Annotated in this window: 19 protein-coding genes; 7 read left to right on the forward strand and 12 right to left on the reverse strand. The window is 72.1% G+C overall.

Annotation, left to right across the window (positions count from 1 at the left end):
* Window positions 1-103 precede the first annotated feature (103 nt).
* From ACFHW1_RS09405 to ACFHW1_RS09425, 5 genes are all read right to left on the reverse strand, one after another.
* Window positions 104-1,288, reverse strand: a complete 1,185-nt coding sequence (locus ACFHW1_RS09405; protein ID WP_416551912.1) for a Gfo/Idh/MocA family protein — start codon at window positions 1,286-1,288, stop codon at window positions 104-106.
* Window positions 1,289-1,319: 31 nt separating this feature from the next.
* Window positions 1,320-2,783 carry a mannitol dehydrogenase family protein gene (locus ACFHW1_RS09410; RefSeq protein WP_416552087.1) on the reverse strand — a complete coding sequence of 488 codons (1,464 nt, stop codon included), beginning with the start codon at window positions 2,781-2,783 and terminating at the stop codon, window positions 1,320-1,322.
* Window positions 2,784-2,806: 23 nt separating this feature from the next.
* Window positions 2,807-4,117 (reverse strand): enolase C-terminal domain-like protein, encoded by a 1,311-nt coding sequence (locus tag ACFHW1_RS09415; protein WP_416551913.1) that lies wholly within the window; start codon window positions 4,115-4,117, stop codon window positions 2,807-2,809.
* Complete coding sequence (uxaC, locus tag ACFHW1_RS09420; RefSeq protein ID WP_416551914.1) at window positions 4,114-5,583, reverse strand: glucuronate isomerase; 1,470 nt, start codon at window positions 5,581-5,583, stop codon at window positions 4,114-4,116. The genes ACFHW1_RS09415 and uxaC overlap by 4 nt, the downstream gene beginning before the upstream one ends.
* A gap of 88 nt (window positions 5,584-5,671) precedes the next feature.
* The gene (locus tag ACFHW1_RS09425) at window positions 5,672-7,000 is read right to left on the reverse strand and encodes a Gfo/Idh/MocA family protein (RefSeq protein WP_416551915.1); all 1,329 of its coding nucleotides are present in this window, start codon (window positions 6,998-7,000) and stop codon (window positions 5,672-5,674) included.
* Between the two features lie 271 nt (window positions 7,001-7,271).
* Between ACFHW1_RS09425 and ACFHW1_RS09430 the strand changes: the two genes are divergently transcribed.
* The 5 genes from ACFHW1_RS09430 (at window position 7,272) to ACFHW1_RS09450 (ending at window position 12,294) form a co-directional block, all read left to right on the forward strand.
* Window positions 7,272-8,306: a LacI family DNA-binding transcriptional regulator gene (locus ACFHW1_RS09430; protein WP_416551916.1), complete on the forward strand. Its 1,035-nt coding sequence runs from the start codon at window positions 7,272-7,274 to the stop codon at window positions 8,304-8,306.
* Window positions 8,307-8,354: 48 nt separating this feature from the next.
* Window positions 8,355-9,674 carry an ABC transporter substrate-binding protein gene (locus ACFHW1_RS09435; RefSeq protein WP_416551917.1) on the forward strand — a complete coding sequence of 440 codons (1,320 nt, stop codon included), beginning with the start codon at window positions 8,355-8,357 and terminating at the stop codon, window positions 9,672-9,674.
* 111 nt (window positions 9,675-9,785) lie between these two features.
* Window positions 9,786-10,778: a carbohydrate ABC transporter permease gene (locus ACFHW1_RS09440; RefSeq protein WP_416551918.1), complete on the forward strand. Its 993-nt coding sequence runs from the start codon at window positions 9,786-9,788 to the stop codon at window positions 10,776-10,778.
* Window positions 10,778-11,677 carry a carbohydrate ABC transporter permease gene (locus ACFHW1_RS09445; protein ID WP_282232480.1) on the forward strand — a complete coding sequence of 300 codons (900 nt, stop codon included), beginning with the start codon at window positions 10,778-10,780 and terminating at the stop codon, window positions 11,675-11,677. Before ACFHW1_RS09440 ends, ACFHW1_RS09445 begins: the two co-directional genes overlap by 1 nt.
* A gap of 5 nt (window positions 11,678-11,682) precedes the next feature.
* Window positions 11,683-12,294 (forward strand): hypothetical protein, encoded by a 612-nt coding sequence (locus tag ACFHW1_RS09450; RefSeq protein WP_416551919.1) that lies wholly within the window; start codon window positions 11,683-11,685, stop codon window positions 12,292-12,294.
* On the opposite strand, the gene ACFHW1_RS09455 is transcribed toward ACFHW1_RS09450, so the two are convergent.
* From ACFHW1_RS09455 to cysS, 3 genes are all read right to left on the reverse strand, one after another.
* Window positions 12,281-14,926 (reverse strand): Hsp70 family protein, encoded by a 2,646-nt coding sequence (locus tag ACFHW1_RS09455; protein ID WP_416615246.1) that lies wholly within the window; start codon window positions 14,924-14,926, stop codon window positions 12,281-12,283. The two genes, ACFHW1_RS09450 and ACFHW1_RS09455, sit on opposite strands and share 14 nt — an antisense overlap.
* Window positions 14,927-15,014: 88 nt before the next feature.
* Window positions 15,015-16,130, reverse strand: coding sequence for a 23S rRNA (guanosine(2251)-2'-O)-methyltransferase RlmB (gene rlmB, locus ACFHW1_RS09460; RefSeq protein WP_416551921.1), 1,116 nt, complete (start codon window positions 16,128-16,130; stop codon window positions 15,015-15,017).
* Window positions 16,130-17,545 (reverse strand): cysteine--tRNA ligase, encoded by a 1,416-nt coding sequence (gene cysS, locus ACFHW1_RS09465; RefSeq protein WP_416551922.1) that lies wholly within the window; start codon window positions 17,543-17,545, stop codon window positions 16,130-16,132. The genes rlmB and cysS overlap by 1 nt, the downstream gene beginning before the upstream one ends.
* A gap of 42 nt (window positions 17,546-17,587) precedes the next feature.
* Here cysS and ACFHW1_RS09470 point away from each other — a divergent pair, with 42 nt between their 5' ends.
* Window positions 17,588-18,238 carry a helix-turn-helix domain-containing protein gene (locus ACFHW1_RS09470; protein ID WP_416551923.1) on the forward strand — a complete coding sequence of 217 codons (651 nt, stop codon included), beginning with the start codon at window positions 17,588-17,590 and terminating at the stop codon, window positions 18,236-18,238.
* Between the two features lie 30 nt (window positions 18,239-18,268).
* Here the strand turns inward: ACFHW1_RS09470 and ACFHW1_RS09475 are convergent, their stop codons facing one another.
* From ACFHW1_RS09475 to ACFHW1_RS09490, 4 genes are all read right to left on the reverse strand, one after another.
* Window positions 18,269-18,949 (reverse strand): HAD family hydrolase, encoded by a 681-nt coding sequence (locus ACFHW1_RS09475; protein ID WP_416551924.1) that lies wholly within the window; start codon window positions 18,947-18,949, stop codon window positions 18,269-18,271.
* A gap of 19 nt (window positions 18,950-18,968) precedes the next feature.
* A complete protein-coding gene (locus ACFHW1_RS09480; protein ID WP_416551925.1) occupies window positions 18,969-20,417 on the reverse strand; it encodes a class II fumarate hydratase in 1,449 nt (482 codons plus the stop codon).
* 53 nt (window positions 20,418-20,470) lie between these two features.
* Window positions 20,471-20,917, reverse strand: coding sequence for a hypothetical protein (locus ACFHW1_RS09485; RefSeq protein ID WP_416615247.1), 447 nt, complete (start codon window positions 20,915-20,917; stop codon window positions 20,471-20,473).
* A 76-nt stretch (window positions 20,918-20,993) separates the two neighbouring features.
* Window positions 20,994-22,133 carry a winged helix DNA-binding domain-containing protein gene (locus tag ACFHW1_RS09490; RefSeq protein ID WP_416615248.1) on the reverse strand — a complete coding sequence of 380 codons (1,140 nt, stop codon included), beginning with the start codon at window positions 22,131-22,133 and terminating at the stop codon, window positions 20,994-20,996.
* Window positions 22,134-22,380: 247 nt separating this feature from the next.
* On the opposite strand from ACFHW1_RS09490, the gene ACFHW1_RS09495 reads away from it, so the two are divergent.
* Window positions 22,381-23,445, forward strand: a complete 1,065-nt coding sequence (locus ACFHW1_RS09495) for a helix-turn-helix transcriptional regulator (protein WP_416615249.1) — start codon at window positions 22,381-22,383, stop codon at window positions 23,443-23,445.
* The last annotated feature ends 143 nt before the right edge of the window (window positions 23,446-23,588 follow it).

Here is a 23,588-nt window from a genome sequence, read left to right on the forward strand (position 1 = left end):
ACCTATTTACCCGACATCAATTTGCCGAGAGGACGACTAATCTGTCCGACTTCGCGACACCGGCGGCGGCCGCCAGTTTGCAGTACGTTCTCCGCCGACCCGGTCAGCGGCCCACCACCCCCTGCGCCAGCCGGGCCCGGTGTGGCCGGACCGCCCACGGCACCTCCTGCTCGGAGAAGAGCGCCAACTCGGCCGCACCGCGCCGGACGACCGCGTTCACGCCCTCGATCGTCAGCACCCGGTCCGTTCCAGCCGCCCCGGTCGCGACCGTTCGGTCGGGACCGATCAGACACGGCTCCGGAGCGGCCTGAACCACCTCCAGCAACGCGGTGAACGCCTCGGTCCGGCTCAGCGGGGCGATCAGCGGTACACCGGACGGATCCCTGCGGTGCGCCAGCAGGTTCTCCAGCAGCCCGGTCCGCCCCGGCACCGGCCGCATCGCCTGCTCGCCGGGCAGCCGCAGCCGGTCCGTCGGATACTCGAGCACCGCAGTGCCGGCGGTACCGTGCACCAGCACCTCACCCGGAATGAACTTCTCCCCGGCCAAGGTCACCGCGACCACGATCGACAACCCCGAACTCAGGGTGATCCGCATCGACGCGGTGTCGTCCACCTCAATCGGACGCACCCGGTAGCGCTCCAGCTCGACCAGCACCGGCGGGCTGGGATCCACCGCTGCCGCCACCGCCAGGCACTGCATGGTGGCGTGTGCCAACGGGTTGGCCAGCGCACCGTCCAACGACGGGCGGCCGTCGACCGTACGCCGCCCGGCCCACGGCGACCGCCGGTAGTACGCGTCATCGCGCTGCCAGGACGCGACCGTCGAGATCCCGGTGACCGAGCCGAGCCGACCGCCGGTGGCCGTTGCAATCAGCTCAGCCAGCGCCGCCGATCCGAGCGCCTGGAAACCGACCTGACAGGCCCGGCCGTGCCGGGCCAGGGCAGCGGTCAGCCGCCGGTGCTCGTCCAGCGACAGCACCGGCGGCTTCTCCAGCAGCAGGTCCGCGCCGGCGGTCAGGGCGTCCAGGGCGATCGGCAGATGAGTGTGCGGCGGCGTACAGATCACCACCACGTCCGGCCGGGTGTCCGCCAGAATCCGCCGGTGGTCGGTGTCGACCTGCACCCCGTCCGGGACCGGGGCGTAGGGTGCCGGCTCGACCGGCCGTACGTCAACCAGGCCGACCAGGCGCAGTTCACCAGCGGCGTGCAGCGGGGCGATCTGCCGCCGGTGCCACATGCCATGCCCGTTGGCGCCGATCAGGGCCACCCGGGGCGGGTTGCTCGTCACGTCGGGAACCTCCACCTGTCGACGGCCGCCGTCAGCCGACCGCGCCGGTCAGCGCGCCGACCACCCCATGCTGGTCCAGCGTGGTCAGCCAGGTCGTGATCATTTCCTGGACCTCCGGGTCGGCCGCCAGCTCCGCCGGGAACACCTCGGTGAGCCCGAGCAGCGTGGCGACCACGCCCGCCGGGGTGGCACCGGATTCAGCCAGCGCCGCCCGGATCCGCCCGGCAAGTGGATCGTCCAGCGGCAGCTCGGCCCCATCGTCGGCCCGCCCCTGCACGAACCGCATCCAGGCGGCGACCACCAGCGCAGACCAGTACGGCCGGTCCCCTGTCGCACGCCGCTCGGCGATGGTGTGCAGCACCCGCTGCGGCAGTTTCTGCGAGCCGTCCATCGCCACCTGGATGGTGCGGTGCCGGATCGCCGGGTTGGCGAACCGCTCCAGCACCGACTCGCCGTAACCGACAACCGAAACCCCGTCCGGCGGGGTGAAGCTGGTCGCCACGTCCTCGGCGATCAGCCGGCGCAGCACCTCGGGCAGGCCGGGGATACCGACCAGTGCCTCGGCGATGGTGTCGTACCCGGCCAGCGCCCCGAGGTAGGCGATGGCCGAGTGCACCCCGTTGAGCCCGCGCAGCTTGAGCCGCTCCCACGGGCCGGCGTCGCCGGTCAGCACCGCCCCGGCGGTCTGCCAGGCCGGCCGGCCGCCGGGGAAGTCGTCCTCGACCACCCACTGCGAGTACGGCTCCCCGGCGATCGCCGCCAGGTCGCTGACGCCGAGCGCGGACCGGGCAGTGGCCAGGGTCTGCGCAGTGGCGGCCGGCACGATCCGGTCGACCATGGTGCCGGGGAAGGTGACGTTGGCGTGCACCCAGTCGGCGCTTTCGTCGGGCACCTTCGCGTACGCCAGAGCCTCGCTGACCAGACCACGCAGCCGGCGCCCGTTCGACGGCAGATTGTCGCAGCTGACCAGGGCGAGCGGGCCGGCGTCGGCGGCGGCGCGGGCCGCCAGCCCGCGCAGCAGCAGGCCCGGAACGGTCACCGGCGGCCGGTCGGTGGTCAGGTCGGCGGCGACCGCCTCGTCCGGCCGCAGCCGCCCGGTGACCGGATCCAACTGGTACGCCTTCTCGGTCACGGTCAGCGTGACCACCCGGATCGCCGGGTCGGCCAGCAGCGCCACCACCGCCGCCGGGTCGCTGGCGGCGTGCCGGACCCCGGCGAGCCCGCCGACCACCCGGGTCCGGGCCGCGGCGGTGGACAGCGTGGTGACGCTGAACAGGCAATCCTGGTCGGTGAGCCGACGCACCACGTCGATGTTGCGTGGCGCGACACCGACGATGCCCCAGTCACCGCCGGCGGCGGCGACCGCCTGCTCGGTGTAGACCGCCTGGTGGGCCCGGTGGAAGGCACCGAGGCCCAGGTGGACGATACCGGCGTCGACGTCGCCGGGGCGTACCAGCGGTCGGCTGTCCGCGGGCACCCGGCCCAGGGTGCCCATACTGAGCAACGGGATGTCGTTGTTCACCGCCACACCGGCCCGTCCGGGAAGGAGAACTCGGCGATCGACGCCGGTTTCATGGTGGCGCTGTAGCCGGGCTGCTCGGGCACCAGGTAGCGGCCGCCCCGGGTGCGGACCGGGTCGACGAAGTGTTCGTGCAGGTGGTCGACGTACTCGACCATCCGGCCGTCCAGCGAGGTGCCGACCCGCAGGTAGTCGAAGATCGCCAGGTGCTGCACGTACTCGCACAGTCCGACGCCGCCGGCGTGCGGGCAGATCGGCACACCGAACTTGGCGGCCATCAGGATCACCGACAGCACCTCGTTGACCCCGGCGATCCGGCAGGAGTCGATCTGGCAGACCCGGATCGCCTCGGCCTGCATCAACTGCTTGAAGATCACCCGGTTGGCGGCGACCTCGCCGGTGGCGACCCGGCACCGGCCGTCGGACAGTTCGGTGACGGCGGCGGCGATCCGGGCGTGGCCGAGCACGTCGTCGGCGTGCGTCGGCTCCTCGATCCAGTACGGGTCGACCTCGACCAGCCGGGCCATGTTGGCGATCGCCTCGTCGACGTCCCACACCTGGTTGGCGTCCATCATCAGCAACGCGTCCGAACCGATCTCGGCACGGATGATCCGGGCCCGGCGCATGTCGTCGTCGATCGGGCCGCCGACCTTCATCTTCATCGCCCGCCAACCCTCGGCGTACGCCGCCCGGGTCAACGCCCGGACCTTGTCGTCGGGGTAGCCGAGCCAGCCGACCGATGTGGTGTACGACGGAAAGCCGTCACGTTCCAGCTCGGCAAGCCGGTCGGCCTGCCCGGCCAGCCCCTTGTCCAGGATCGCGGCGGCCTCGTCCGGCGTGATCGCGTCACTGATGTGGTGGAAGTCGACATTGGCGACCAGTTCGTCGGTGGGCATCTCGGCGAGCAGCCGCCACAGCGGCTTGCCCTCCAGCTTGGCCCGCAGATCCCAGACGGCGTTGACCAGCGCGCCGCACGCCATGTGAATGACGCCCTTCTCCGGGCCGAGCCAGCGCAGCTGCACGTCGGCGGTGAGTGACCGCCAGAAGGCGACCGGTTCGGCGACGATCTCGGCGACGGTCCGGCCGGTGACGTGGTGGGCGAGGGCGCGTACGGCCGCGCAGGTGATCTCGTTGCCGCGGCCGTTGGTGAAGGTGAAGCCGGCCCCGAAGACCCCGTCCGGCGAGTCGGTGCGCAGCTCGACGTAGCTGGCCGAGTAGTCGCCCCGGTTGATCGCGTCCGAGCCGTCGCCGGCCGCGGCGGTCGGAAACCGTACGTCGTGCACGTCGACGCCGGTGATGGTCACATTCATGGCAGCTTTTCCCCGATCTTGAAGACCCGCTTGGGCAGCCGGTACGCCAGGTCGACGATGGTCTCGGCCGCCTCATCGAGGCCGAGCCGGTGTTCGGCGACGAGCCGGGCCAGGAAGGCGGCATCGACCCGACGGGCCACGTCGTGCCGGGCCGGGATGGAGCAGAACGCCCGGGTGTCGTCGACGAAACCGGCGGTGTTGTAGAACCCGGCGGTCTCGGTGACCGCCTCCCGGAACCGGCGCAGCACCTCCGGCGAGTCCAGGAACCACCAGGGCGCGCCGAGGTAGAGGGCGGCGTACCCGCCGGCGAGCGGGGCCAGCTCGCGGGTGAAGGTGTACTCGTCGAGGGTGTAGACGACGATTCGTAGCCGTGGGTCGTTGCCGTACGCGTCGAGCAGCGCGGTCAGCGCGTGCAGGTACTCGGTGGCCTGCGGGATGTCGCCGCCGACGTCGCGGCCGTGGGTGGCGTACAGCCACTTGTTGTGGTTGCGCACCGAGCCGGGGTGCAGCTGCATCACCAGTCCATCCTCGATGGACATCTGGGCGAACTCGACCAGCATGTGCGCCCGGAACGCCTCGGCGTCCTGCGCCGTCGCCTCGCCGCGCAGCCCTCGGTCGTACAGCTCGGCGGCCTCCCGCTGGTCCAGCCGCAGGGTCAGCGCGGTCGGGTGGCCGTGGTCGGAGCTGGTCGCCCCAGCCGCGATGAACGCCTGCCGACGGGCCCGCAGAGCCGCCAGATAGCCGCCGTATGTGCCGGTGTCGGAGCCGGTGATCGCGCCCAGCGCGGCGACGTTGTCCGCCCAGCCGTCGAACTCGAAGTCGACAACGTTGTCCGGCCGGAACGTGGTGATCACCCGACCGCCGGGCCCGCCCCAGCCGTCGGCGGCGAGCTTGGCGTGCCGGGCCAGGTCGTCCAGCGGCGACTCGGTGGTGGCCAGCACCTCGATGTTGAACCGTTCGAACAGGGCCCGGGGCCGGTACGCCGGTTCGGCCAGCTTCGCCGCGATCGCGTCGTAGACGTCGTCGGCGGTGTCCGGGCCGAGTACGGCGTCCACCTCGAACACTTCGGCGAACGTCTTCTCCAGCCACAGCCGCGACGGGGTGCCCCGGAACAGGTGCCAGTTGGCGGCGAGCCGGCGCCAGATGGTCCGGCCGTCGGTCTCGGTGGCGTAGTCGCCGTCGCCGGCCGGCGGCCGGGCCCGGATCCCCGGCCGGGTCGGTACGCCGAGCTCGCCGGGTGGGATGCCCTGGCTGAGCAGCATCCGCGTGACGTAGTGGTCCGGCACGACGAGCAGCCGCGCCGGGTCGGGGAACGGCTCATCGTCGGCGAGCAGCGCCGGGTCGACATGGCCGTGCGGCGAGATGACCGGCAGGTCCCGGGCGTGCGCGTACAGCTCGCGGGCGATGGACCGCTGGGCGGGTTCGGCTGGGAACAGCTGGTCCGACCGGTCGGGTTGCGGGGACACGGAAGCAGGCTCCTCGGGGTACGAAATCAGGGGTCGTCGCTGTGCGGTGGGGCGGTGCCGGCCGGTACGCCGTGGCCAGACCCGCCGGTCAGTCGACGGTGAGCAGGTCTGACACCCGGACCGGCTGGCCGGTCTCGAAGGACCGGTTGGCGGCCAGCCCGGTCAGCAGCGCGAGCGCACCGTCGCGGGCGGTGGCGGCCCGGCCCATCGGGTCGGTCTCGCCGCCGAACAGCACAGCGGTCATCTTGGCGTCCGCGCCGCCGTGCCCGGACCGGGTGTAGCCGGCGACGGGCACCTGCCGGGGCTGCTCCCAGAACGGTCGGACGGTCAGCTTGGCCCAGCCCTCCTCGACCGCGGCCTGGACGCCGTGCAGCGCGGCGCCCTTGAGTTCGCCGGCGGCGTACGGACTGACGAAGTCGCTCTCCACCACCTCCAACTCGAGCCGACCCCTGCTGCCATTGAACATCACCCGGTAGCCCTCCCAGGGGGCGTACGCGGTGAGGTGGTACGTCATCGTGGCCCCGGTGGAGTAGCTGGCCAGCACCGACATGTCGTCCTCGATGGTCACCCCGGGGGCGAAGACGTTCTGGTCGCGGCGGTAGCCGTCCTCGGCCTCGGCCTCCAGGTAAAGCGCGCGCAGCCGGGGGTGCGCGGCCATCTGCAGGGCGAACGGGTCACCGGCGGCGGCAACCTCGCCGTGCGCCCGGTCGTAGTCGCGGGCGTAGCCGTGCCGGCGGCCGGACTCGCCGTAGAAGAACAGCCGGCCGGCCGCATAGACCTGCACCGGGACCGCGTCCAGCCACCAGTTGACCAGGTCGAAGTGGTGGCTGGCCTTGTGCACCATCAGGCCGCCGGAGTTGGCCTTGTCGCGGTGCCAGCGGCGGAAATAGTCGGCGCCGTGGCGTACGTCGAGCAGCCATTCGAAGTGCACCGAGCCGATCTCGCCGATCTCGCCGTCGGCGAGCACCTGCCGGACCCGTTCGTGCAGCGGGTTGTACCGGTAGTTGAAGGCGACCCGGACGGTGCGACCGGTCCGGCCCACCGCGTCGAGGATCCGCTGGCAACGCGGCACGTCGACAGTCATCGGCTTCTCGGTGATCACGTCGCAGCCGGCGTCCAGGGCGGCGACGATGTACTCGTCGTGCACCCGGTCTACGGTGGTGACCAGGACGACGTCCACCCGTTCCTTGCTCAGCATGGTGACGAAGTCACTGGCCGGGTAGGTGGGTACGGCGTCGCGGCCGAGTTCCTCGAGCCAGGAGTTGTGCGCGTCCATCCGGGCCTGGTTGCTGTCGGCGAAGGCGACGAGTTCGGTGCTGTCCCGGTAGTCGAGGACCAGGGACCGGACGAACATCTCGGCGCGGGCGCCGGCGCCGACGAGCGCGTAGCGCAGCCGCCGATCGGGTTCTGGGGACATCCTGCTCCGCCTCCGGGTTTGGCTGCAAAGGTTTGCAGCAGAAGTTGCCACGGGACGGACACCTTCGTCAATGCCCAGGGATCATCTGGCCCGTTTTATGTCAGTACGCGAGGGTCTGATCACCCAGTACGACCACGGTCGCAACAAACTCGCAATCGAAGACCGTTGACACCTGAGCAACCGTTTGCATTAATTGGCGAACCGACGTGACCCCAGCCACACCGGTCGCCGCCCCGCCAGGGGTGACGGCCGCATCGACGAAGGACGACGCGTGCCAGCCACCATTCGAGACGTCGCACGGGCCTGCGGAGTGCACATCTCCACCGTGTCCCGCACGTTCTCGGCGCCGCACCTGGTCAACCCGGAGACCCGCAGCCGGGTGCTGGCCTGCGCGGAGCATCTCGGCTACCGCCCTAACCGGGCGGCCCGCGCGTTGATCACCGGCCGGACCCACAACATCGGCCTGATCGTCGCCGACATCGCCAACCCGTTCTTCCCGCCGCTGATCAAGGCGGCGGAGAGCCAGGCCCGGCACCGCGACTACCACATCTTCGTCACCGACACGAACGAGGATCCGGCGGTCGAGGAGGAGCTGGTCCACGCCCTCGCCAAGCAGGTCGACGGGGTGCTGCTGTGCAGCCCTCGGATGAGCAACAGTCTGATCGAGCAGCTCAGCCGGGACGTGCCGCTGGTGGTGATCAACCGGCAGGTGACCGGCCTGCCGAATGTGGTGATCGACGTCGGCCAGGGTGCCCGGCTCGCCGTCGAGCACCTGATCGGCCTCGGCCACCGGCGGATCGCGCTGCTCGGCGGGCCGCGCGGATCGTGGACCAATCGGGAGATCCGGCGGACCGCCACCTCGGCGGCCCGTTCGGCGGACGTCACGTTGACCGTGATCGGCCCCAACCCGCCCACCGAGGGCGGCGGCATCGCCGCGGCGGAACAGGTCCGCCGGGCAGAGGTGACCGCTGTGCTCGCCTACAACGACCTGATGGCGATCGGCCTGATCGAAGGGCTCGACGCACAAGGGGTCGTGGTGCCCCGAGACATCAGCGTGGTCGGCATCGACGACATCGCGCTGAGCCGGCTCACCCGACCCAAATTGACGACGGTGGCCACGCCGAATGCGGCCGCCGGTCGGGCGGCCGTCGACATGCTGCTTCAGCATGGCGACGACCGTCGCACCACCGCCCAGGTAACGCTCCAGACCGAGTTGGTCATCCGCGACTCGACGGGCCCGGGGCCGCACCGTCATGCGGACCCGGGCGGCGCGGCTACCGCCGCGCCAGCCGATGTCGCCTCCTAACCCCAAGGAGTGAGCGCAATGCACCCCGCAACATCACCGACGGCGAACATGCCTGCCCAGCGTGCTCACCGTACCCCCTTCGGCCGGCGCCGCCTGCTGCGCGGTATCGCCGCCACCGCTGTCGTGCCGCTGGTCCTCGGCGCCGCCGCCTGCGGAGACGACGGCGGCTCGTCCGACCCGGACGCGCCGGTCACCATCGAGTTCTTCTGGTGGGGCGGCGAGTCCCGTGCCGAGCTCACCGAGCAGGCCCTCGACCTGTACGAGGAGAAGAACCCAAACGTCACCATCAACCCGACCTGGCAGGCGTTCACCGGCTACTACGACAAGCTGGCGACCATCTCGGCCGGCGGCAACGCGCCGGACATCTTCCAGATCGACGACAACGGCCTCGCCGAGTACGCCGGACGCAACGTCACCCTGGATCTCACCCCGTTCGTGGAATCCGGGGCCATCGACCTGAGCAACCACCCGGAGAGCCTGACCCAGTACGGGCAGATCGACGGCAAACAGGTCGCGGTCGCCGCCGGCGAGAACACCCCGGCCCTGGTGTACGACAAAACCAAGATCACTGAGCTAGGCCTGCCGGAGCCGGAAACCGGCTGGACCTACGACGAGTTCATCGCCTGGGGCGTTCAGGTGACCGAAGCGGCCGGCGACGGCTACTGGGGCGCGATGGATCCGAGCTCCGACTACAAGGCGCTCTGGCTGTGGCTCCGCTCGCAGGGCAAGGAGTTCTACGACGGGTCGCAGCTCGCTTTCACCGAGGCCGACCTCACCGAGTGGTTCCAGTTCTGGCTGGACGCCCGGGAGGCCGGGGCCACCCCACCGGCCGACGTGGTACACGAGGCCGTCGGCGGCGGCGTCTCCGACCAGCTGGTGGTGACCGGCAGGGGCGCCACCTCATTCATGTGGTCGAACCAGCTCTCCGAGCTGGGCAAGTCGACCGAGAGCGAACTCGGCATGGTGGCCTACCCCGGCGACCCGAAGGGCCAGTGGGCGCGGGCATCGCTGTACTGGGCCGGGTCGCGCTCCACCGAGCATCCGGAGGTCGTCGCCGACGTCATCGACTTCCTGGCCAACGACCCGGAGGCGGCGCAGATCCTCGGCGTCGACCGGGGCCTGCCATCCAACATCGACAACCGGGAGACGGTCCAGGCGGGTCTCGACGACCCGTACATGACCGCGACGGTCGAGTTCGAGAACGCGCTGATCCCGCAGATGGGACCGGCACCGGCACCGCCGCCGCAGGGCCACGGACCGCTGCGGTCCACCCTGACCACGGTCGCCGAGAGCGTCACCTACGGCCAGGCCAGCCCGGCCGACGCCGCGGCGGAGTTCTTCCGACAGGCTGAAGCCACCCTCAAGTAGGTCCGGGCCGGACTTGCGCGGTCGTGGTGCCCCCGGCGGACGCCGTGGGCACCACGACCGCAATCCGGGCCGTGGGCACCACGACCCGTGATCCGAGAAAGGAGCCAGATCGTGGCCCTGACCACGAAACCCGTCCCGGCCACGAGTACCAACACTGCCCCGGCGGACACGAACAAGCGGCGGGGCAGCGCCAAGGGCGGCAGCCGGCGGCACGGCGAAGGGCTGGCCGGGTACGTCTTCCTCTCCCCTTGGCTGCTGGGGCTGATGGCGATCACCGCCTTCCCCATGCTCTTCTCGCTCTACCTCAGTTTCACCAACTACGACATCCTGTCGTCCTGGGAGTTCGTCGAGTGGGTGGGCTTTGAGAACTACTGGGACCTGTTCGTCAACGACCAGACGTTCCGCCACTCAGTGCAGGTCACGCTGATCTTCGCGTTCGTCGCCGTACCGCTGAAGTTGGCCGCAGCCCTCGGCGTCGCGCTGCTGCTCAACCGGGAGTCCCGCGGGGTGGGGCTGTTCCGCAGCCTGTTCTACCTGCCGTCGCTGCTCGGCGGCAGCGTGGCGCTGGCGTTGATCTGGCGGGCGATGTTCAGCGGCGACGGCGCGTTCAACGACTTCCTCGGGCTGTTCGGCATCCCCGGACAGCCGTGGGTCAACGACCCGGACTGGGCGTTGGAGACCCTGATGGTGCTGGCCATCTGGCAGTTCGGCGCGCCGATGGTGATCTTCCTGGCCGGGCTCAAGCAGGTGCCGACCGAGCTGTACGAGGCGGCCTCGGTCGACGGCGCCGGCAAGATCCGGCAGTTCTTCAACGTGACACTGCCGATGCTCTCCCCGGTGATCTTCTTCAACCTGGTGCTGGAGACGATCAACGGGTTCCAGGGCTTCACCGCCGCGTTCGTGATCAGCAACGGCACCGGCGGCCCAGTCGACTCGACCATGCTCTACACGCTGTACCTCTACACCAAGGGCTTCACCGAGTTCCAGATGGGATACGCGTCCGCGCTGGCCTGGGTCTTCCTGATCGCGATCGGCCTGATCACGGTGCTGTTCTTCAGCACCGGCCGGTTCTGGGTGCACTACTCGGACGGAGACAACGACTGATGGCTACCGAAGCTGCTCCGATGTCGACGGCGGACGGCGGCAGCGCCGCACGCCGCCGGGCCGCCGGCGGCACCGCCCGAGGCGTCGCCCGGGTGGCGGTGCTGGTCGCCATCCTGGTCGTGGTCCTCTACCCGCTGATCTGGGTGCTGGGCTCGTCACTCAAGTCACCGACCGAGGTGGCCAGCAACCTGTCGGTCATCCCGCAGGACCCGACCTGGGCGAACTACCCGGACGGCTGGAACTACCTGAGCAACATCTCGTTCGGCCGGTTCTTCTGGAACAGCACGGTGATCTCGATGGCGACCGTGGTCGCCAACGCGGTCTCCTGCCTGCTGGCGGCGTACGCCTTCGCCCGGCTGCGGTTCCGGGCCCGCAGGTTCTGGTTCGCCATCATGATCGGTACGCTGCTGCTGCCCAGCCACGTGCTGATCGTGCCGCAGTACATCATGTTCAACTCGTTCGGCTGGATCGACACCCCGCTGCCGTTGATCGTGCCGAAGCTGCTGGCCACCGAGGCGTTCTTCGTGTTCCTGATGGTGCAGTTCATGCGGGGCATCCCCCGGGAGCTGGACGACGCGGCCAAGATCGACGGGTGTTCGCCGTTCGGGGTGTTCCGGTACGTCATCGTGCCGCTGGCCCGGCCGGCGCTGGTCACCACGGCGATCTTCTCGTTCATCTGGACCTGGAACGACTTCCTGACCCAGCTGATCTACCTGCCGAGTGTGGAGAGCTACACGGTGCCGATCGGGCTGCGGCTGTTCATCGACTCCACCGGGCAGACCTCGCTCGGCCCGATGTTCGCCATGTCGGTACTGTCGCTGCTGCCGGTCTTCCTCTTCTTCCTGGCGTTCCAGAAGATGCTGGTACAGGGCATCAACACCAGCGGTCTCAAGGGGTGACGTCGATGGCTCCCGCAGAGTGGCCGGACAACCCGGCACCGGCCCGTGCCGACTGGCGCGACACTCTGCGGGCCGCCACCGACCTGGCGCTGCTCGGCATCGTCACCGCGCTCGCGTCGGCGGCCGTACTGACCGCCGGCGCGGCGCTGGCCACCGCCAGCGCCGCGATCCACCAGTGGACGGTCGACGGCCACTGGCCGGATCTGCGGGACCTGGCCGGGCGATTCTGGCGCGGGCTGCTGCCCGGAGCCGTCGCCACCGTGGTCGCCGTGGTCGGCACGCTCCTGCTCGCCGGCAACGCCGTGCTGATCTCGGCCGAGGTGGTGCCCGGCGGCACGGCGATGCTGGTCGGCACCGTGCTGCTTGCCGCGCTGGTGGCCGGCTTCGCCGGCCTCGTCGTGGTCGAGATCGGCCGGGGCGCCGGTGGCTGGCGGGCGGCGGTGCGGGCCAGCTGGCGGATCGCCGAACGGCGACCGCTGGCGGTGCCGGCCGCCGCCGGGGTGGTCGGTCTCGCCGCCGTACTGACCGTGCTGGTCATGCCGATCCTCGCGCCGATCCTGCTCGGCTACACCCTGTTCGCCCTGCACACCGTGCTGCGCCGGTTCAACCGGCGGTGAACCGGTGCGTCACGAACCCGTCAGCGGTCGGGCAGAAGATCACCCTACGGTCCCACGAGCAGGCCACGGTACGCACGCCCTGCAGTACGCCGAGTTCGAGCCGGGCGGCCGGTGCGGCAGCCGGTACGCCGGCGACGCTGGCGTCCTCCGGGTAGCTGCCCGGGTCGTCCAGGAACCACAGCAGGTTCGCCCGGTCGATCCGGACCGCCACCCCGTCGCGGCTCAGCAGTTCCTCGCCGTCGGAGTCGAGCAGCAGCGACAGGTAGGGAGTCGTCGTACGGCGCAGCAGGATCTGGTCGCCGACCGGCACGACCACCTCGAAGTCGGCGGCCGGCACCCGCCACTGCACGCCGTCCTCGGCCGGGTCGATCACCACGAGTTCGTTCGTGTCGCTGCCGAAGCCGGTCGATTCCAGCAGGCAGATCCGGGTACCACCGCATGGCGTGAGGCTCTGCAGCCGCCGCTGGTCGTCGGCCGGAGTGTAGAGATTCACCGGCTCGCCGGAGACTGACAGGTCGTACGACGCCAGCCGGTACCCGCTGCTGTCCGACGGCGCGATCACCAACCGGCCCGCGTAGACCAGCGCTGGGTCGGTCGGCGCGGCCACGTTGGACCGGTCGCCGAGCAGTTCGCCGGAGCCCGCGTCGAACACCCGGGCGTGCCGGGTCGAGGTGAGCTGCACGATCCGTCGGTCGTCGGCCAGGTCGGGCGTGGTGGGGGCGCCGTCGAAGCCGGCCGGGCCGGTCAGGTCGGCGGCGCTCACCGCCGGGTACACCGCGGTGTCGGTGGCGTCGTACTGGTCTGCCGGGTTGTCGTACGCCCAGCGTTCGGTGCCGTCCCGCAGGTCCAGCCCGACCAGCCGGGCACCATCCACGTCGGACCAGACCAGGATGTCGTCGAAGACGAACAACTGGTCCTTGCCGAGGATCTCGAAATCCCACAGCTGCCGGCCGTCGGTCGGGTCGAGCACCGCGACCGGCCGGGTGGCGCTGCTGTAGGCGTCGGCGACGGCGATCACCGCGTCCGGGGTGGCCCGCAGGCCGAACCACCGGTCGGCGCGCACGGTCGTCGCCTCGTCCCACCGCTTGTCGCCGGTCGCCGGGTCGACGGCGACGACACCGAGCCGGCCGTCGTCTCGGACGTAGCCGCCGTACGCCTGGCCGTCGACCAGTTGGGTGAACCCGGCGTCCGCGTCCTCGGGCACCGTGATCGCCTTGCCCACCTGGCTGAACGCCCGGAACTCGATCGGCCGGGCCGGATCCCGCAGCAGGTAGACGACGCTGGCGACGGTCACCGCGACCAGAGCCAGGGCGGCGCCGCCGACCAGCCACGGCAGCCGCCGCCGACGCCGCCGCGCAGGGCCGGACGGTGCGGGTGAGACCGGGGATGGTGCGGGTGAGACCGGGGATGGTGCGGGTGCAACCGGCGGTGCGGCTGCAACCGGCGGTACGGGTGACGCGACGGCGGACGGCGCGGCCGGAACGGATGCCGGCGCAGGCAGGTCGGCCAGCGCGCCTTCGGCGACCGGCAGTTCCGGCTGCTCCAGCACGGTCGGTGCGATCCCCAGCTCGCTGTGCAGCATCCGGGCCACCAGCGGCACCCGCGACGAGCCGCCCACCAGGAACAACCCGGCGAGCTGGCCGACGCCGAGGCCGCAGGCCGCGATCACCCGGGCCGTCTCCCGTACGCCCCGACCGATCAGCGGGGTGGCGACCTGCTCCAACTCGTCGCGGGTCAGGTGCACCGCCCGGTCCACGCCGGGCACGGCGACCGGTGCCGACGACGCCCGAGAGAGCATCTCCTTCGCCCCGCGTACGTCGTCCCAGAACTGCCGACGGTTGCGCCACTGCGCCGGGGTGGCCGGCGCGGCCAGCTGCTGCCGTACCTGCGGATCGAGCACCGCGCTGAGCTGTTCGACCAGCGCCGCGTCCAGGTCGAGACCGCCGAGCTCGGTGAGGCCGCCGGAGCCGATCACCGCGAACCGGGCCCGCCCGTGCGGGTCGACTCCGTCGTTGCGTACCACGGCGATGTCGAGGGTGCCGCCGCCGAAGTCGAACACGGCGAGGGCCTGCCCGACCGGCACCGGTCGGCGTAGCACGTCGGCGAAGTAGCGGGCCGCCGCGACCGGCTCCGGCACCAGCCGGGTCCCGGGCGCGCCGGACCCGACCGGCGGCGGGCCGGAGGTGGCCGGCCCGCCGGAGGTCACCGGCGGCCAACCGGCGCGGGCCACCGCGTGCGCCAACACCTCCCGGCGGCGGGCACCCCAGCCGGCCGGGTAGGTCAACGCCGCGGGCGGCAGGAAGCCGACCGCCTCCACCGCCGACCGGGCCACTGCGGCGAGCACGGCTGCCAGCAGGTCGGCGGTGGGCACGTCATGGTCGCCGAGCAGCACCGTCGGCTCGTCGACCCGGCGTTTCGGGTTCGGCTCGAACCGGGCCGGGTCGGCCTGGGCGAGCCGAGACGCGTCCCGGCCGACGTACAGCCGGTCGCCGAGGAACACCCCGGACGGCAGGACCGGCACGCCGTCGAAGAGCAGCGGTCGGGTCCGCCCGTCCGGCCAGCGCAGCACCGCGACCGTGTTGGAGGTGCCCAGGTCGACACCGAGGGCGAAGTCCCCGTCCTGCCCTGTCATTCGCTGTTCCTCCGCCGCACCCCGAACCGCCCGACACCGACCCCGGGCATGCTACGGGTGACTGACCCGCTGATCAGCGATCGGCCGGTCAGCCGACCAGACGGCGGCGGGCGACCTCGGCGAGGGTGACCGCGGCGGCCACGCTGGCGTTGAGCGACTCGACGTCGGAGTGCATCGGGATGCGTACCCGCAGATCGCAGGTCTCGCCGACGAGCCGGGACAGCCCCCGGCCCTCGGAACCGACCACCACGACCAGCGGACCGACCGCGGCCTCCAGGTCGTACAGGTCGGTCTCGCCGTCGGCGTCCAGGCCGACCACGGTGAACCCCTCGGCCTGGCACTTCTTCACTGCCCGGGTCATGTTGACCACCTGGCTGACCGGGGTCCGGGCGGCGGCACCGGCACTGGTCCGCCACGCGGTGGCGGTCATCCCGGCGGCCCGCCGCTCCGGCACGAACACGCCGTGCGCGCCAAACGCGGCCGCCGAGCGCACCACCGCGCCGAGGTTGCGCGGATCGGTCACTCCGTCCAGGGCGACCAGCAGCGGCTCCGGCTGCTCGGCGGCGGCGGCCAGCAGGTCCTCGAACGGCTCGTACGCGTACGCCGGCACCTGCAGCCCGACGCCCTGGTGCAGCACACCGCCGGTCATCCGGTCCAGCTCGGCCCGGGTGATCTCCAGGATCGCGATGCCCCGGTCACCGGCGGTCCGGACCAGCTCGGTCACCCGGTCGTCGACGTCGATGCCCTGGGCGAGGTAGAGCGCGGTCGCCGGCACGTTGGCGCGCAGTGCCTCGACCACCGGGTTGCGGCCGACCAGCAGCTCCGGGGCGTCCTTCGGCGGGTGCGCCTTGCGGCCCGGGGAGACCCGCGGCCCGGACCGGGCACCGCCCCGGGCCAGCCGGCCGGTGGCCGGACCGCCCCGGCTGCGGCCACCGCCGCCCCAGGTGGTGTCCTTCGTCCCGGGTACGCCGATCTTCGGGGTGCGCCCCTCGGCGGCCGCCGCCCGGCGTTCCTTCTCCTGCTTCCAGGCCGTCTTGTTCGGCAGCTTCTCGGTGCCGGAGTAGCCCTTGTGCCACGGCCGTTCATCGGCCGGCAGGGTGCGGCCCTTGCCGGCCAGGCTGGACCGGTTCTTGCCGCCGGAGCCCTGGGTGGTGCCCTTCTTGGGGGTGACCCGCCGGCCACGTCGTTGCGAGTTGCCGGGCATCAGGTCTGCTCTCCAATGGTCCAACGGGGGCCGTGCGGGGTGTCCTCGACCGTGACGCCGGCCTGCTTGAGCTGGTCACGCACCGCGTCGGCGGCGGCCCAGTCGCGCCGGGCGCGGGCCTGCGCCCGCTGGTCGAGGGCGAGGGCGATCAGCGCGTCGACCGCGCCACGCAGCTCGTCGCGCGGGGCGGCGTCGCCCCACGCCGGGTCGAGCGGATCGAGGCCGAGCACGACGAGCATGGCGCGGACCCGGCCCAGGCTGGCCCGGACCGCGTCATCATCACCGCCGGCCAGCAGGTTGTTGCCGTCGCGGATCTCGTCGTGCAGCACGGCGAAGGCGGCCGACGTGTTCAGGTCGTCATCCATCGCGGCGGCGAATTCCGCCGGCATGTCGGTGGCGGCGACCGCGCCGACCTGCTCCGCCGCCCGCCGGACGAACCCCTCGATCCGCCGGTACGCGGTGGCACTCTCCAGTAGGACGTCGTCGGAGTAGTCGATGCGGGACCGGTAGTGCGCCGCAGTCAGGTAGTAGCGCAGCTCGACCGGACGCACCCCGAGCCGGGCGACGTGATCGAGGTCGATGACGTTGCCCAGTGACTTGCTCATCTTCGCGGCACCCAGGTTCAACAGCCCGTGGTGCACCCAGTAGCGGGCGAACGGCAACCCGGCCGCCTTGGACTGGGCGACCTCGTTCTCGTGGTGCGGGAAGGTCAGATCCAGCCCGCCGCCGTGGATGTCGAACTCGGGGCCGAGGTAACGCCAGCACATCGCCGAGCACTCGATGTGCCAGCCGGGCCGGCCCGGACCCCACGGCGAGCGCCAGGCCGCGTCGGCGGGCTCCCCCGGCTTGACGCCCTTCCACAGTGCGAAGTCACGCGGGTCGCGTTTGGCCCGATCGGCGCCGTCGCCGGCCGGCTGCATCGCGTCGGGGCGCTGCCCGGACAGCGCGCCGTAGTCGGCGTACGAGGCGACGTCGAAGTAGACGTCGCCGCTGCCGTCGCCGGCCGGGTAGGCGTGGCCGCGCTCGATCAGCCGCTCGATCAGCTGGTGCATCTCCGGAATGTGCCCGGTGGCGCGCGGCTCGTACGTCGGCGGCAGCACGTTCAGGCTGCGGTACTCGGCAACCAGCACCTGCTCGTTGGCGTACGCGATCGACCAGAACGGCTGACCGGCGGCGGCCGCCTTGTCCAGCACCTTGTCGTCGACGTCGGTGATGTTGCGGATGAAGGTGACCCGCAGCCCCTGGTGGGTCAGCCAGCGGCGGAGCACGTCATAGTTGACGCCGGAGCGAAGGTGACCGATGTGCGGGGCGGACTGGACGGTGACGCCACACAGGTAGACGCTGACCTCGCCGGGCTGGCGGGGCACGAAGTCCCGCACGGACCTGGTCGCGGTGTCGTACAAACGGAGCGTCACGCTACGAGGGTACCGACTGGCACCCGTCCGTACTCTGTCGGTGTGCACGCGCGAGGGGCGGAGACGGCGCAGACCCTGGATCGGGGGCTGCGCCTGCTGGGCCTGGTCGCCGAGGCGACCGGCGGGATCACCGTCACCGAGGCCGCCGGCCGGCTCGGTATCGGCCGGGCCGCCGTCTACCGGCTGGCCACCACCTTGGCCGCGCACGGCATGCTGCGCCGCGACACCGCCGGTCGGCTGCGGCTCGGTGCCGGGCTGCTGCAGCTGGCCCGGCGGGCACAGCCGCTGCTGGCCGATGCCGCGCTGCCGGCGCTGCGCCGGCTCGCCGAGTCCTCCGGTGCCACCGCCCACCTGACCGTCGCCGACGGTGCCGAGGCGGTGGCGCTGACCGTCGTCGAGCCGAGCTGGACGGCGTTCCACGTGGCGTACCGGGCCGGGTCGCGGCACCCGGTCGGTCGCGGGGCCGCCGGCCGGGCGATCCTGGCCGGCCGCGACGGTACGCCCGGACCGGTGACCAGCAGCGGCGAGTTGCAGCCCGGCGCGTACGGGGTCGCCGCCCCGGTGCTCGGCGTGCCCGGCATGGAGGCCAGCGTCGGGGTGGTGGCGATGGGCGCCCTGGACGTGTCTGCGATCAGCGTGCAGGTGCAGGCGACCGCCGAGGCGGTGTCCCAGCTGCTCGCCGGCGAGCTGTGACCGCTTTGCTGTGCAGCAGCGCAGTCGGGTTCAGAACAGGTCGGCGAGGGCGTCGGGCAGCTGCGCCAGGCTGGTGACCTGCGCGTCCGGGCACACCTCGGGCGGGCAGGACTCGCCGCGCCGGTTCAGCCAGACGGCCCGCAGCCCGGCCGCCTGGGGGCCGACCACGTCGTGCGGGATCGAGTCGCCGACGTAGACCACCCGGTCGGCGGCGGTGACCCCGGCGGCGGTCAGTACGGCGTCGTAGAACCGCTGGTCCGGCTTTTTCGGCAGGCCGTCGACGTGGGCGTACACCTCGAAGGCGAACTGGCCGCGCAGCCCGCACCGGTCGGCGCGGCTGTTGCCGTTGGTGGCCAGGCCGACGGCGTACCGGCGGCGCAGCCGGTCCAGGGCGGGCAGCGTGTCGGCGTACGGCCGGCTGAGCGCGAACCGGCGCTCGAAGAAGATCCCGGTGATTCGGTCCAGCTGCTCGGGCAGGCCGACCCGGTCCAGCGAACGGGCCAGCGCGCCCCGGCGGATCTGCATCACCGGCGCGGACGGGTCGGCGGCGAACGCGGCCGCCCAGTCGTCGGCCATGTCGCCGAGGGTCAGCTCGGCGGCGCGCGGGGTCAGCCGGCGCAGCTCGGTGAGGACGGTCTGCAGCGCGCCGGTGACCGCGGGCCGCAGGTCGACGAGGGTCTCGTCGACGTCGAACACCACGGTGGTAATCACCCCACCAGGGTATGCCGACTCAGCTTGGCCGCGTCATCCGCAGAACGTCCAGCGCCGCATCCAGCTCGGCGGCGGTCAGCGTGCCGGCGTCGACGTGGCCGCGTTCCAGCACCACCGCGCGGATCGACTTGTTCTCGGCGAGCGCCTGCTTGGCGATCGAGGCGGCCTCGTCGTAGCCGAGGTGGCGGTTGAGCGGGGTGACGATCGACGGCGACCCTTCGGCGTACGCCAGACAGGTCTCCGGGTCGGCGGCGAGGTCGGCGACGCAGCGCTGGGCCAGCAGTCGGCTGGCGGCGGCCAGCAGCCGGACCGCTTCGAGCAGGTTGCTGCCCATCACCGGCAGCATCACGTTCAGCTCGAAGTCGCCCTGGCTGCCGGCGAACGCGATCGTCGCGTCGTTGCCGATCACCTGGGCGCAGACCTGGCGTACCGACTCGCAGACCACCGGGTTGACCTTGCCCGGCATGATCGACGACCCGGGTTGCAGGTCGGGGATGCGCAGCTCGCCGAGGCCGGCGCGCGGGCCGGAACCCATCCACCGGATGTCGTTGGCGATCTTGTAGAGGCCGACGGCGATGGTGCGCAGCTGCCCGGACGTCTCCACCAGGGCGTCGCGGGCGCCCTGGGCCTCGAAGTGGTTGCGGGCCTCGGTCAACGGCAGCCCGGTCGCCTCGGCCAGCCTGGCGATGACGGCGGCGGCGAAGCCGGGCGGGGTGTTCACCCCGGTGCCGACGGCGGTGCCGCCGAGCGGCAACTCGGCCAGCCGGGGCAGGATCGAACGCAGCCGTTCCTGGCCGTAGCGGACCTGCGCGGCGTAGCCGGAGAACTCCTGGCCGAGGGTGACCGGGGTGGCGTCCATCAGGTGGGTACGCCCGGCCTTGACCACGGTGGCGAACTCGTCGACCTTGCCGTCCAGCGCGGTCGCCAGCTCGTCGAGGGCCGGGATCAGCTCGTGCACCACCTGGTGCGAAGCGGCCAGGTGGATCGAGGTCGGGAAGACGTCGTTGCTGGACTGCGAGGCGTTGACATGATCGTTCGGGTGGACGGGGTGGTCCAGTTCGCGGGCGGCCAGGGTGGCCAGCACCTCGTTGGTGTTCATGTTCGACGAGGTGCCCGAGCCGGTCTGGAACACGTCCACCGGGAACTGGTCGTCGTAGCCGCCGGAGGCGACGTGCGCGGCGGCGGTGACGATCGCCTCGGCGACGCCGGCCGGGATCACCCCGAGGTCGGCGTTGACCTGCGCGGCGGCACCCTTGATCTGGGCGAGGGCGCGGATCTGGGCGGATTCGAGCGTACGGCCGGAGACCGGGAAGTTGTGCACCGCTCGTTGGGTCTGCGCCCGCCACAGCGCGTCGGCGGGGACGCGCACCTCGCCCATCGTGTCGCGTTCGATCCGGTAGCCCTCGTCCCGGACGCCGTCCTCGCCGATCCCACCGTCGCTGATGCCCTCGTCAGTCACCCTTCCCATCCTGCCCCGACCGGCGGCACCCCGCAGGGCGGTTACTCACGGGTGGCGGCGGGCTACGCCTCGCGGGTGGTGGCGTCGCTGGTCGTGCCGCCGGCCGGCGTACCCATGCCGCCGCTGGTGGCGTCACCGGTCGTGGTCGGCGCCACCTTGCCCCGACCGCGGCTCTTCTTCCCCCGGCCGGGCTCTTTGGCCCGACCGGGGCCGGTGGCGCGGCGGGTGCTGGCCGGGCCGGCGGTACCACCGGTGGTGGTCAGGCCGCCACCGGAGCGGGTCGGGCCGCCGTCGCGCAGCGTCTCGGCCGGGATCGGTACGTCGGCCGGGTCGTCAAGGTCGCGCTCCTTCACCTCCCGGACCGGGTCGTTCGGCGGCGCGACGACGTCGTCCAGGATCTCCTGACGGTACGCCGACCGCTGCTCCAGGTCGTCGACGAACGCCTGCCCGCGATCGTGCTCGGAGAACTGGTCCCGGCCCTGGTCGGCGCTGCCGTCTCGTCGCCCCATGTCGTCACCCCTCCCGTCCCTGGTGCCGGGTGTGCCCGGATCGGCGGCGGCGAAACCTGAGCTGACCGGCCTGCCCTCAGCCGTTGGTGAGTCGTACCCGGTGGCTGTCGCCGTCAGTAAGGAACGCCACCACGCGCTCCCCTTCCTCGGCCACGGCGGCACGCTCGGCGCGGGTGAGGCCACACAGCCCGGTCACGGTGACGGTGCCGGCGTCGACGGTCCAGGTGGCGGCCACCCGGCCGTCGACCAGCACCACGCGTGCCCCGGCGACGGACAGCCCTCGGTGGGCGTCGTCGATGATCCGGCTGCGGTCGTCGTAGCCGAGGATCGCGTTGTCGAACGCCGGCAGGAACCGCACCGGTGCCGGGGTGTCCGGGTCGGGGCGCGGCGCGTCGGGCAGATCGAGCAGTTGCCGGCCGCGCTGGTCGCGGAAGACGACCAGTTCGTCGCGGACCGCCGCCACGGCGGCCGGCAGCCCGGCCAGGCCGCACCAGGCGCGCAGGTCGGAGCTGGCGGCCGGCCCGTACGCCGCCAGGTAACGCCGTACCAGCGTCTGGCCGACCGGGTCAGTGCCGGCTACGGCCGGGTCGGTGCTAGCTTCGGCCGGGTCGGTCCCGGCTGCGCCGGTCAGCTGGTCCGGCTGCTGGCCCGCCCACTCCGCCAGCGGCCGGTAGCGTGCCCCGCCGGCAGTACGCCACAGCCCACGCGGCGGCAGCTGCACCATCGGGATCAGCGCCGCGACCAGCGCCTCCCCCAGCGCTCTCGGGTCGCGCTGCCGCCACGGGTCGGGCAGGGCGCGGGCCAGGCCGGTCATCGTCCGGGGTTCGCCGTCGGCCAGCACCGCCCGGCCGGCCGCCGCGAGCGCGTCGAGGTCGACCCCAGCGAGCTCCCGGCGGTACGCCCCGAGCACCCGTTGCCGCAGCATGGCGTCGTGGCGGGGACGCCAGGCCACCGCGTCGGCGGCGGTCAGCAGATGGACGGTGCGGCGCATCAGATGGGTCCGGACCACCGCGCGGCGCAGCAGCAGGTCCGACAGGTCAGCCGGGTCGAAGCCGCGCAGCCGGCTCCACAGCCCGACGAACGGCTCCTGCGGCTCCTGCGCCTGCAGGCCGCCGAGATGGGCGACGGCGGCGTACGCCGGCAGGTCGGCGCGGTCAAGCAGCAACTGCCGGGCCAGCGTCGCGCGGTTGAGCGCCCGGGTGTCGAGCACCGTCATCGGTCGCGCTCCCGACTACCCGTTGTACGGGGCAGCGACGTCGACGACCTTGTCCCAGTAGCCGGTGACCTCCTCGACCGTTTCGCCGCGTACGCGCGCCTCGCCGCGGAAGTTGAGGTGGTGGTGGTGATCGACAAGGTCGGCCTCTTGCTGTGTGGTTCAGGCCCGACGGGTCTCGGGCGCAGGGGGCAACATTCGCAGCGGTAGCGGCCAGGTTGTGTCCGCTACTACGGTCAGAATGAGAAACATGCCGAAAACCTCGGAGCGGCTGCTGATGCTGCTGTCGCTGCTGCAGGCCCGCCGCGAGTGGCCGGGCGGGCTGCTCGCCGAGCGGCTGGCAGTCAGCGCGCGGACCGTCCGGCGCGACGTCGACCGGCTGCGCGATCTCGGCTACCCGATCACGGCGGTCAAGGGACCGGCCGGCGGCTACCGGCTGGACGCTGGCGCCCGGCTGCCGCCGCTGCTGTTCGACGACGAGCAGGCGGTCGCGCTCGCCATCGCGCTGCGGACCGCCACCGCCAGCGGTGCCGGCATCGGGGAGGCAGCGACGCGGGCGCTGCACACCGTCCGGCAGGTCATGCCGCAGCGGCTGCGCCACCGGATCGACGCCGTAGCGGCCATCGAGGCGATCGGGGCCGTCACGACCGGGCCGACCGTCGAGCCGGCCGCCGCGCAGCCGGTCGACAGCGCGACGCTGCTGGCGGTGAGCGACGCCGTACGGGCCCGTGAGGTGCTGCGCTTCGACTTCCGATCAGCGCCCATCCCCCGCCGGGTCGAGCCGCACCACCTGGTCACCTGGCGGGGACGCTGGTACCTGGTCGGCTGGGATCTCGACCGCGACGACTGGCGGATCTTCCGGGCCGACCGGATCACCCCGCGCACCCCGACCGGGCCGCGCTTCACCCCGCGCGAGCTGCCGGCGGACAGCGTCGCCGCGTTCGTCACGGCCAGGTTCCGGGGCGCGAACGGCACAAGCGGTGCGGCCGGCTCGGCGGGCTCAGCCGGCTCCGACGGCTCGGCGAGCTCAGGTGCCTGGCCCTGCCGGGGCCAGGTGATCCTGGACCTGCCAGCCGCCGAGGTCGCCCGGTACGTCTACGGCGGCGTCGTCGAGGAGATCGGTCCACGCCGCTGCCGGCTGACCCTGGGCTCCTGGTCGTGGGTGGGTCTGGCGAGCGCCGTTGGCATGTTCGACGCCGGCATCGAGGTCGTCGGCCCGCCGGAGCTGGCCGCCGCATTCACGACCCTGGCCCGCCGGTACGCCACCGCCGGGCAGCCTCCGAACGCCGACCACCGCCCGGTAGCCGCACCCTGACACCAGGTTGCCGCCGGTCGGACCCTTCGGCGCAACGGCACCCGCCGAACGCGACCCGACCATCATCGCCACGGCCCAGTCCACGCAACCGGTCACCGACTGCGGCACCGGCGGCTGACGTGATCGGCTGACCAGCCGTCGCA

It is taken from the genome of Micromonospora sp. LOL_014 (assembly GCF_048060245.1).
GTDB lineage: Bacteria > Actinomycetota > Actinomycetes > Mycobacteriales > Micromonosporaceae > Micromonospora_E.

What these genes read in the sequence shown, in the direction of transcription:
- ACFHW1_RS09410 (WP_416552087.1), bottom strand. Translation starts at nt 2,783, where the DNA reads ATGGGCACCCTGGGCCGGGTGCCCGCGGACAGCCGACCGCTGGTACGC.
- ACFHW1_RS09415 (WP_416551913.1), bottom strand. Translation starts at nt 4,117, where the DNA reads ATGAATGTGACCATCACCGGCGTCGACGTGCACGACGTACGGTTTCCG.
- ACFHW1_RS09425 (WP_416551915.1), bottom strand. Translation starts at nt 7,000, where the DNA reads ATGTCCCCAGAACCCGATCGGCGGCTGCGCTACGCGCTCGTCGGCGCC.
- ACFHW1_RS09435 (WP_416551917.1), top strand. Translation starts at nt 8,355, where the DNA reads ATGCCTGCCCAGCGTGCTCACCGTACCCCCTTCGGCCGGCGCCGCCTG.
- ACFHW1_RS09445 (WP_282232480.1), top strand. Translation starts at nt 10,778, where the DNA reads ATGGCTACCGAAGCTGCTCCGATGTCGACGGCGGACGGCGGCAGCGCC.
- ACFHW1_RS09450 (WP_416551919.1), top strand. Translation starts at nt 11,683, where the DNA reads ATGGCTCCCGCAGAGTGGCCGGACAACCCGGCACCGGCCCGTGCCGAC.
- ACFHW1_RS09455 (WP_416615246.1), bottom strand. Translation starts at nt 14,926, where the DNA reads ATGACAGGGCAGGACGGGGACTTCGCCCTCGGTGTCGACCTGGGCACC.
- rlmB (WP_416551921.1), bottom strand. Translation starts at nt 16,130, where the DNA reads ATGCCCGGCAACTCGCAACGACGTGGCCGGCGGGTCACCCCCAAGAAG.
- ACFHW1_RS09480 (WP_416551925.1), bottom strand. Translation starts at nt 20,417, where the DNA reads ATGGGAAGGGTGACTGACGAGGGCATCAGCGACGGTGGGATCGGCGAG.
- ACFHW1_RS09485 (WP_416615247.1), bottom strand. Translation starts at nt 20,917, where the DNA reads ATGGGGCGACGAGACGGCAGCGCCGACCAGGGCCGGGACCAGTTCTCC.
- ACFHW1_RS09490 (WP_416615248.1), bottom strand. Translation starts at nt 22,133, where the DNA reads ATGACGGTGCTCGACACCCGGGCGCTCAACCGCGCGACGCTGGCCCGG.
- ACFHW1_RS09495 (WP_416615249.1), top strand. Translation starts at nt 22,381, where the DNA reads ATGCCGAAAACCTCGGAGCGGCTGCTGATGCTGCTGTCGCTGCTGCAG.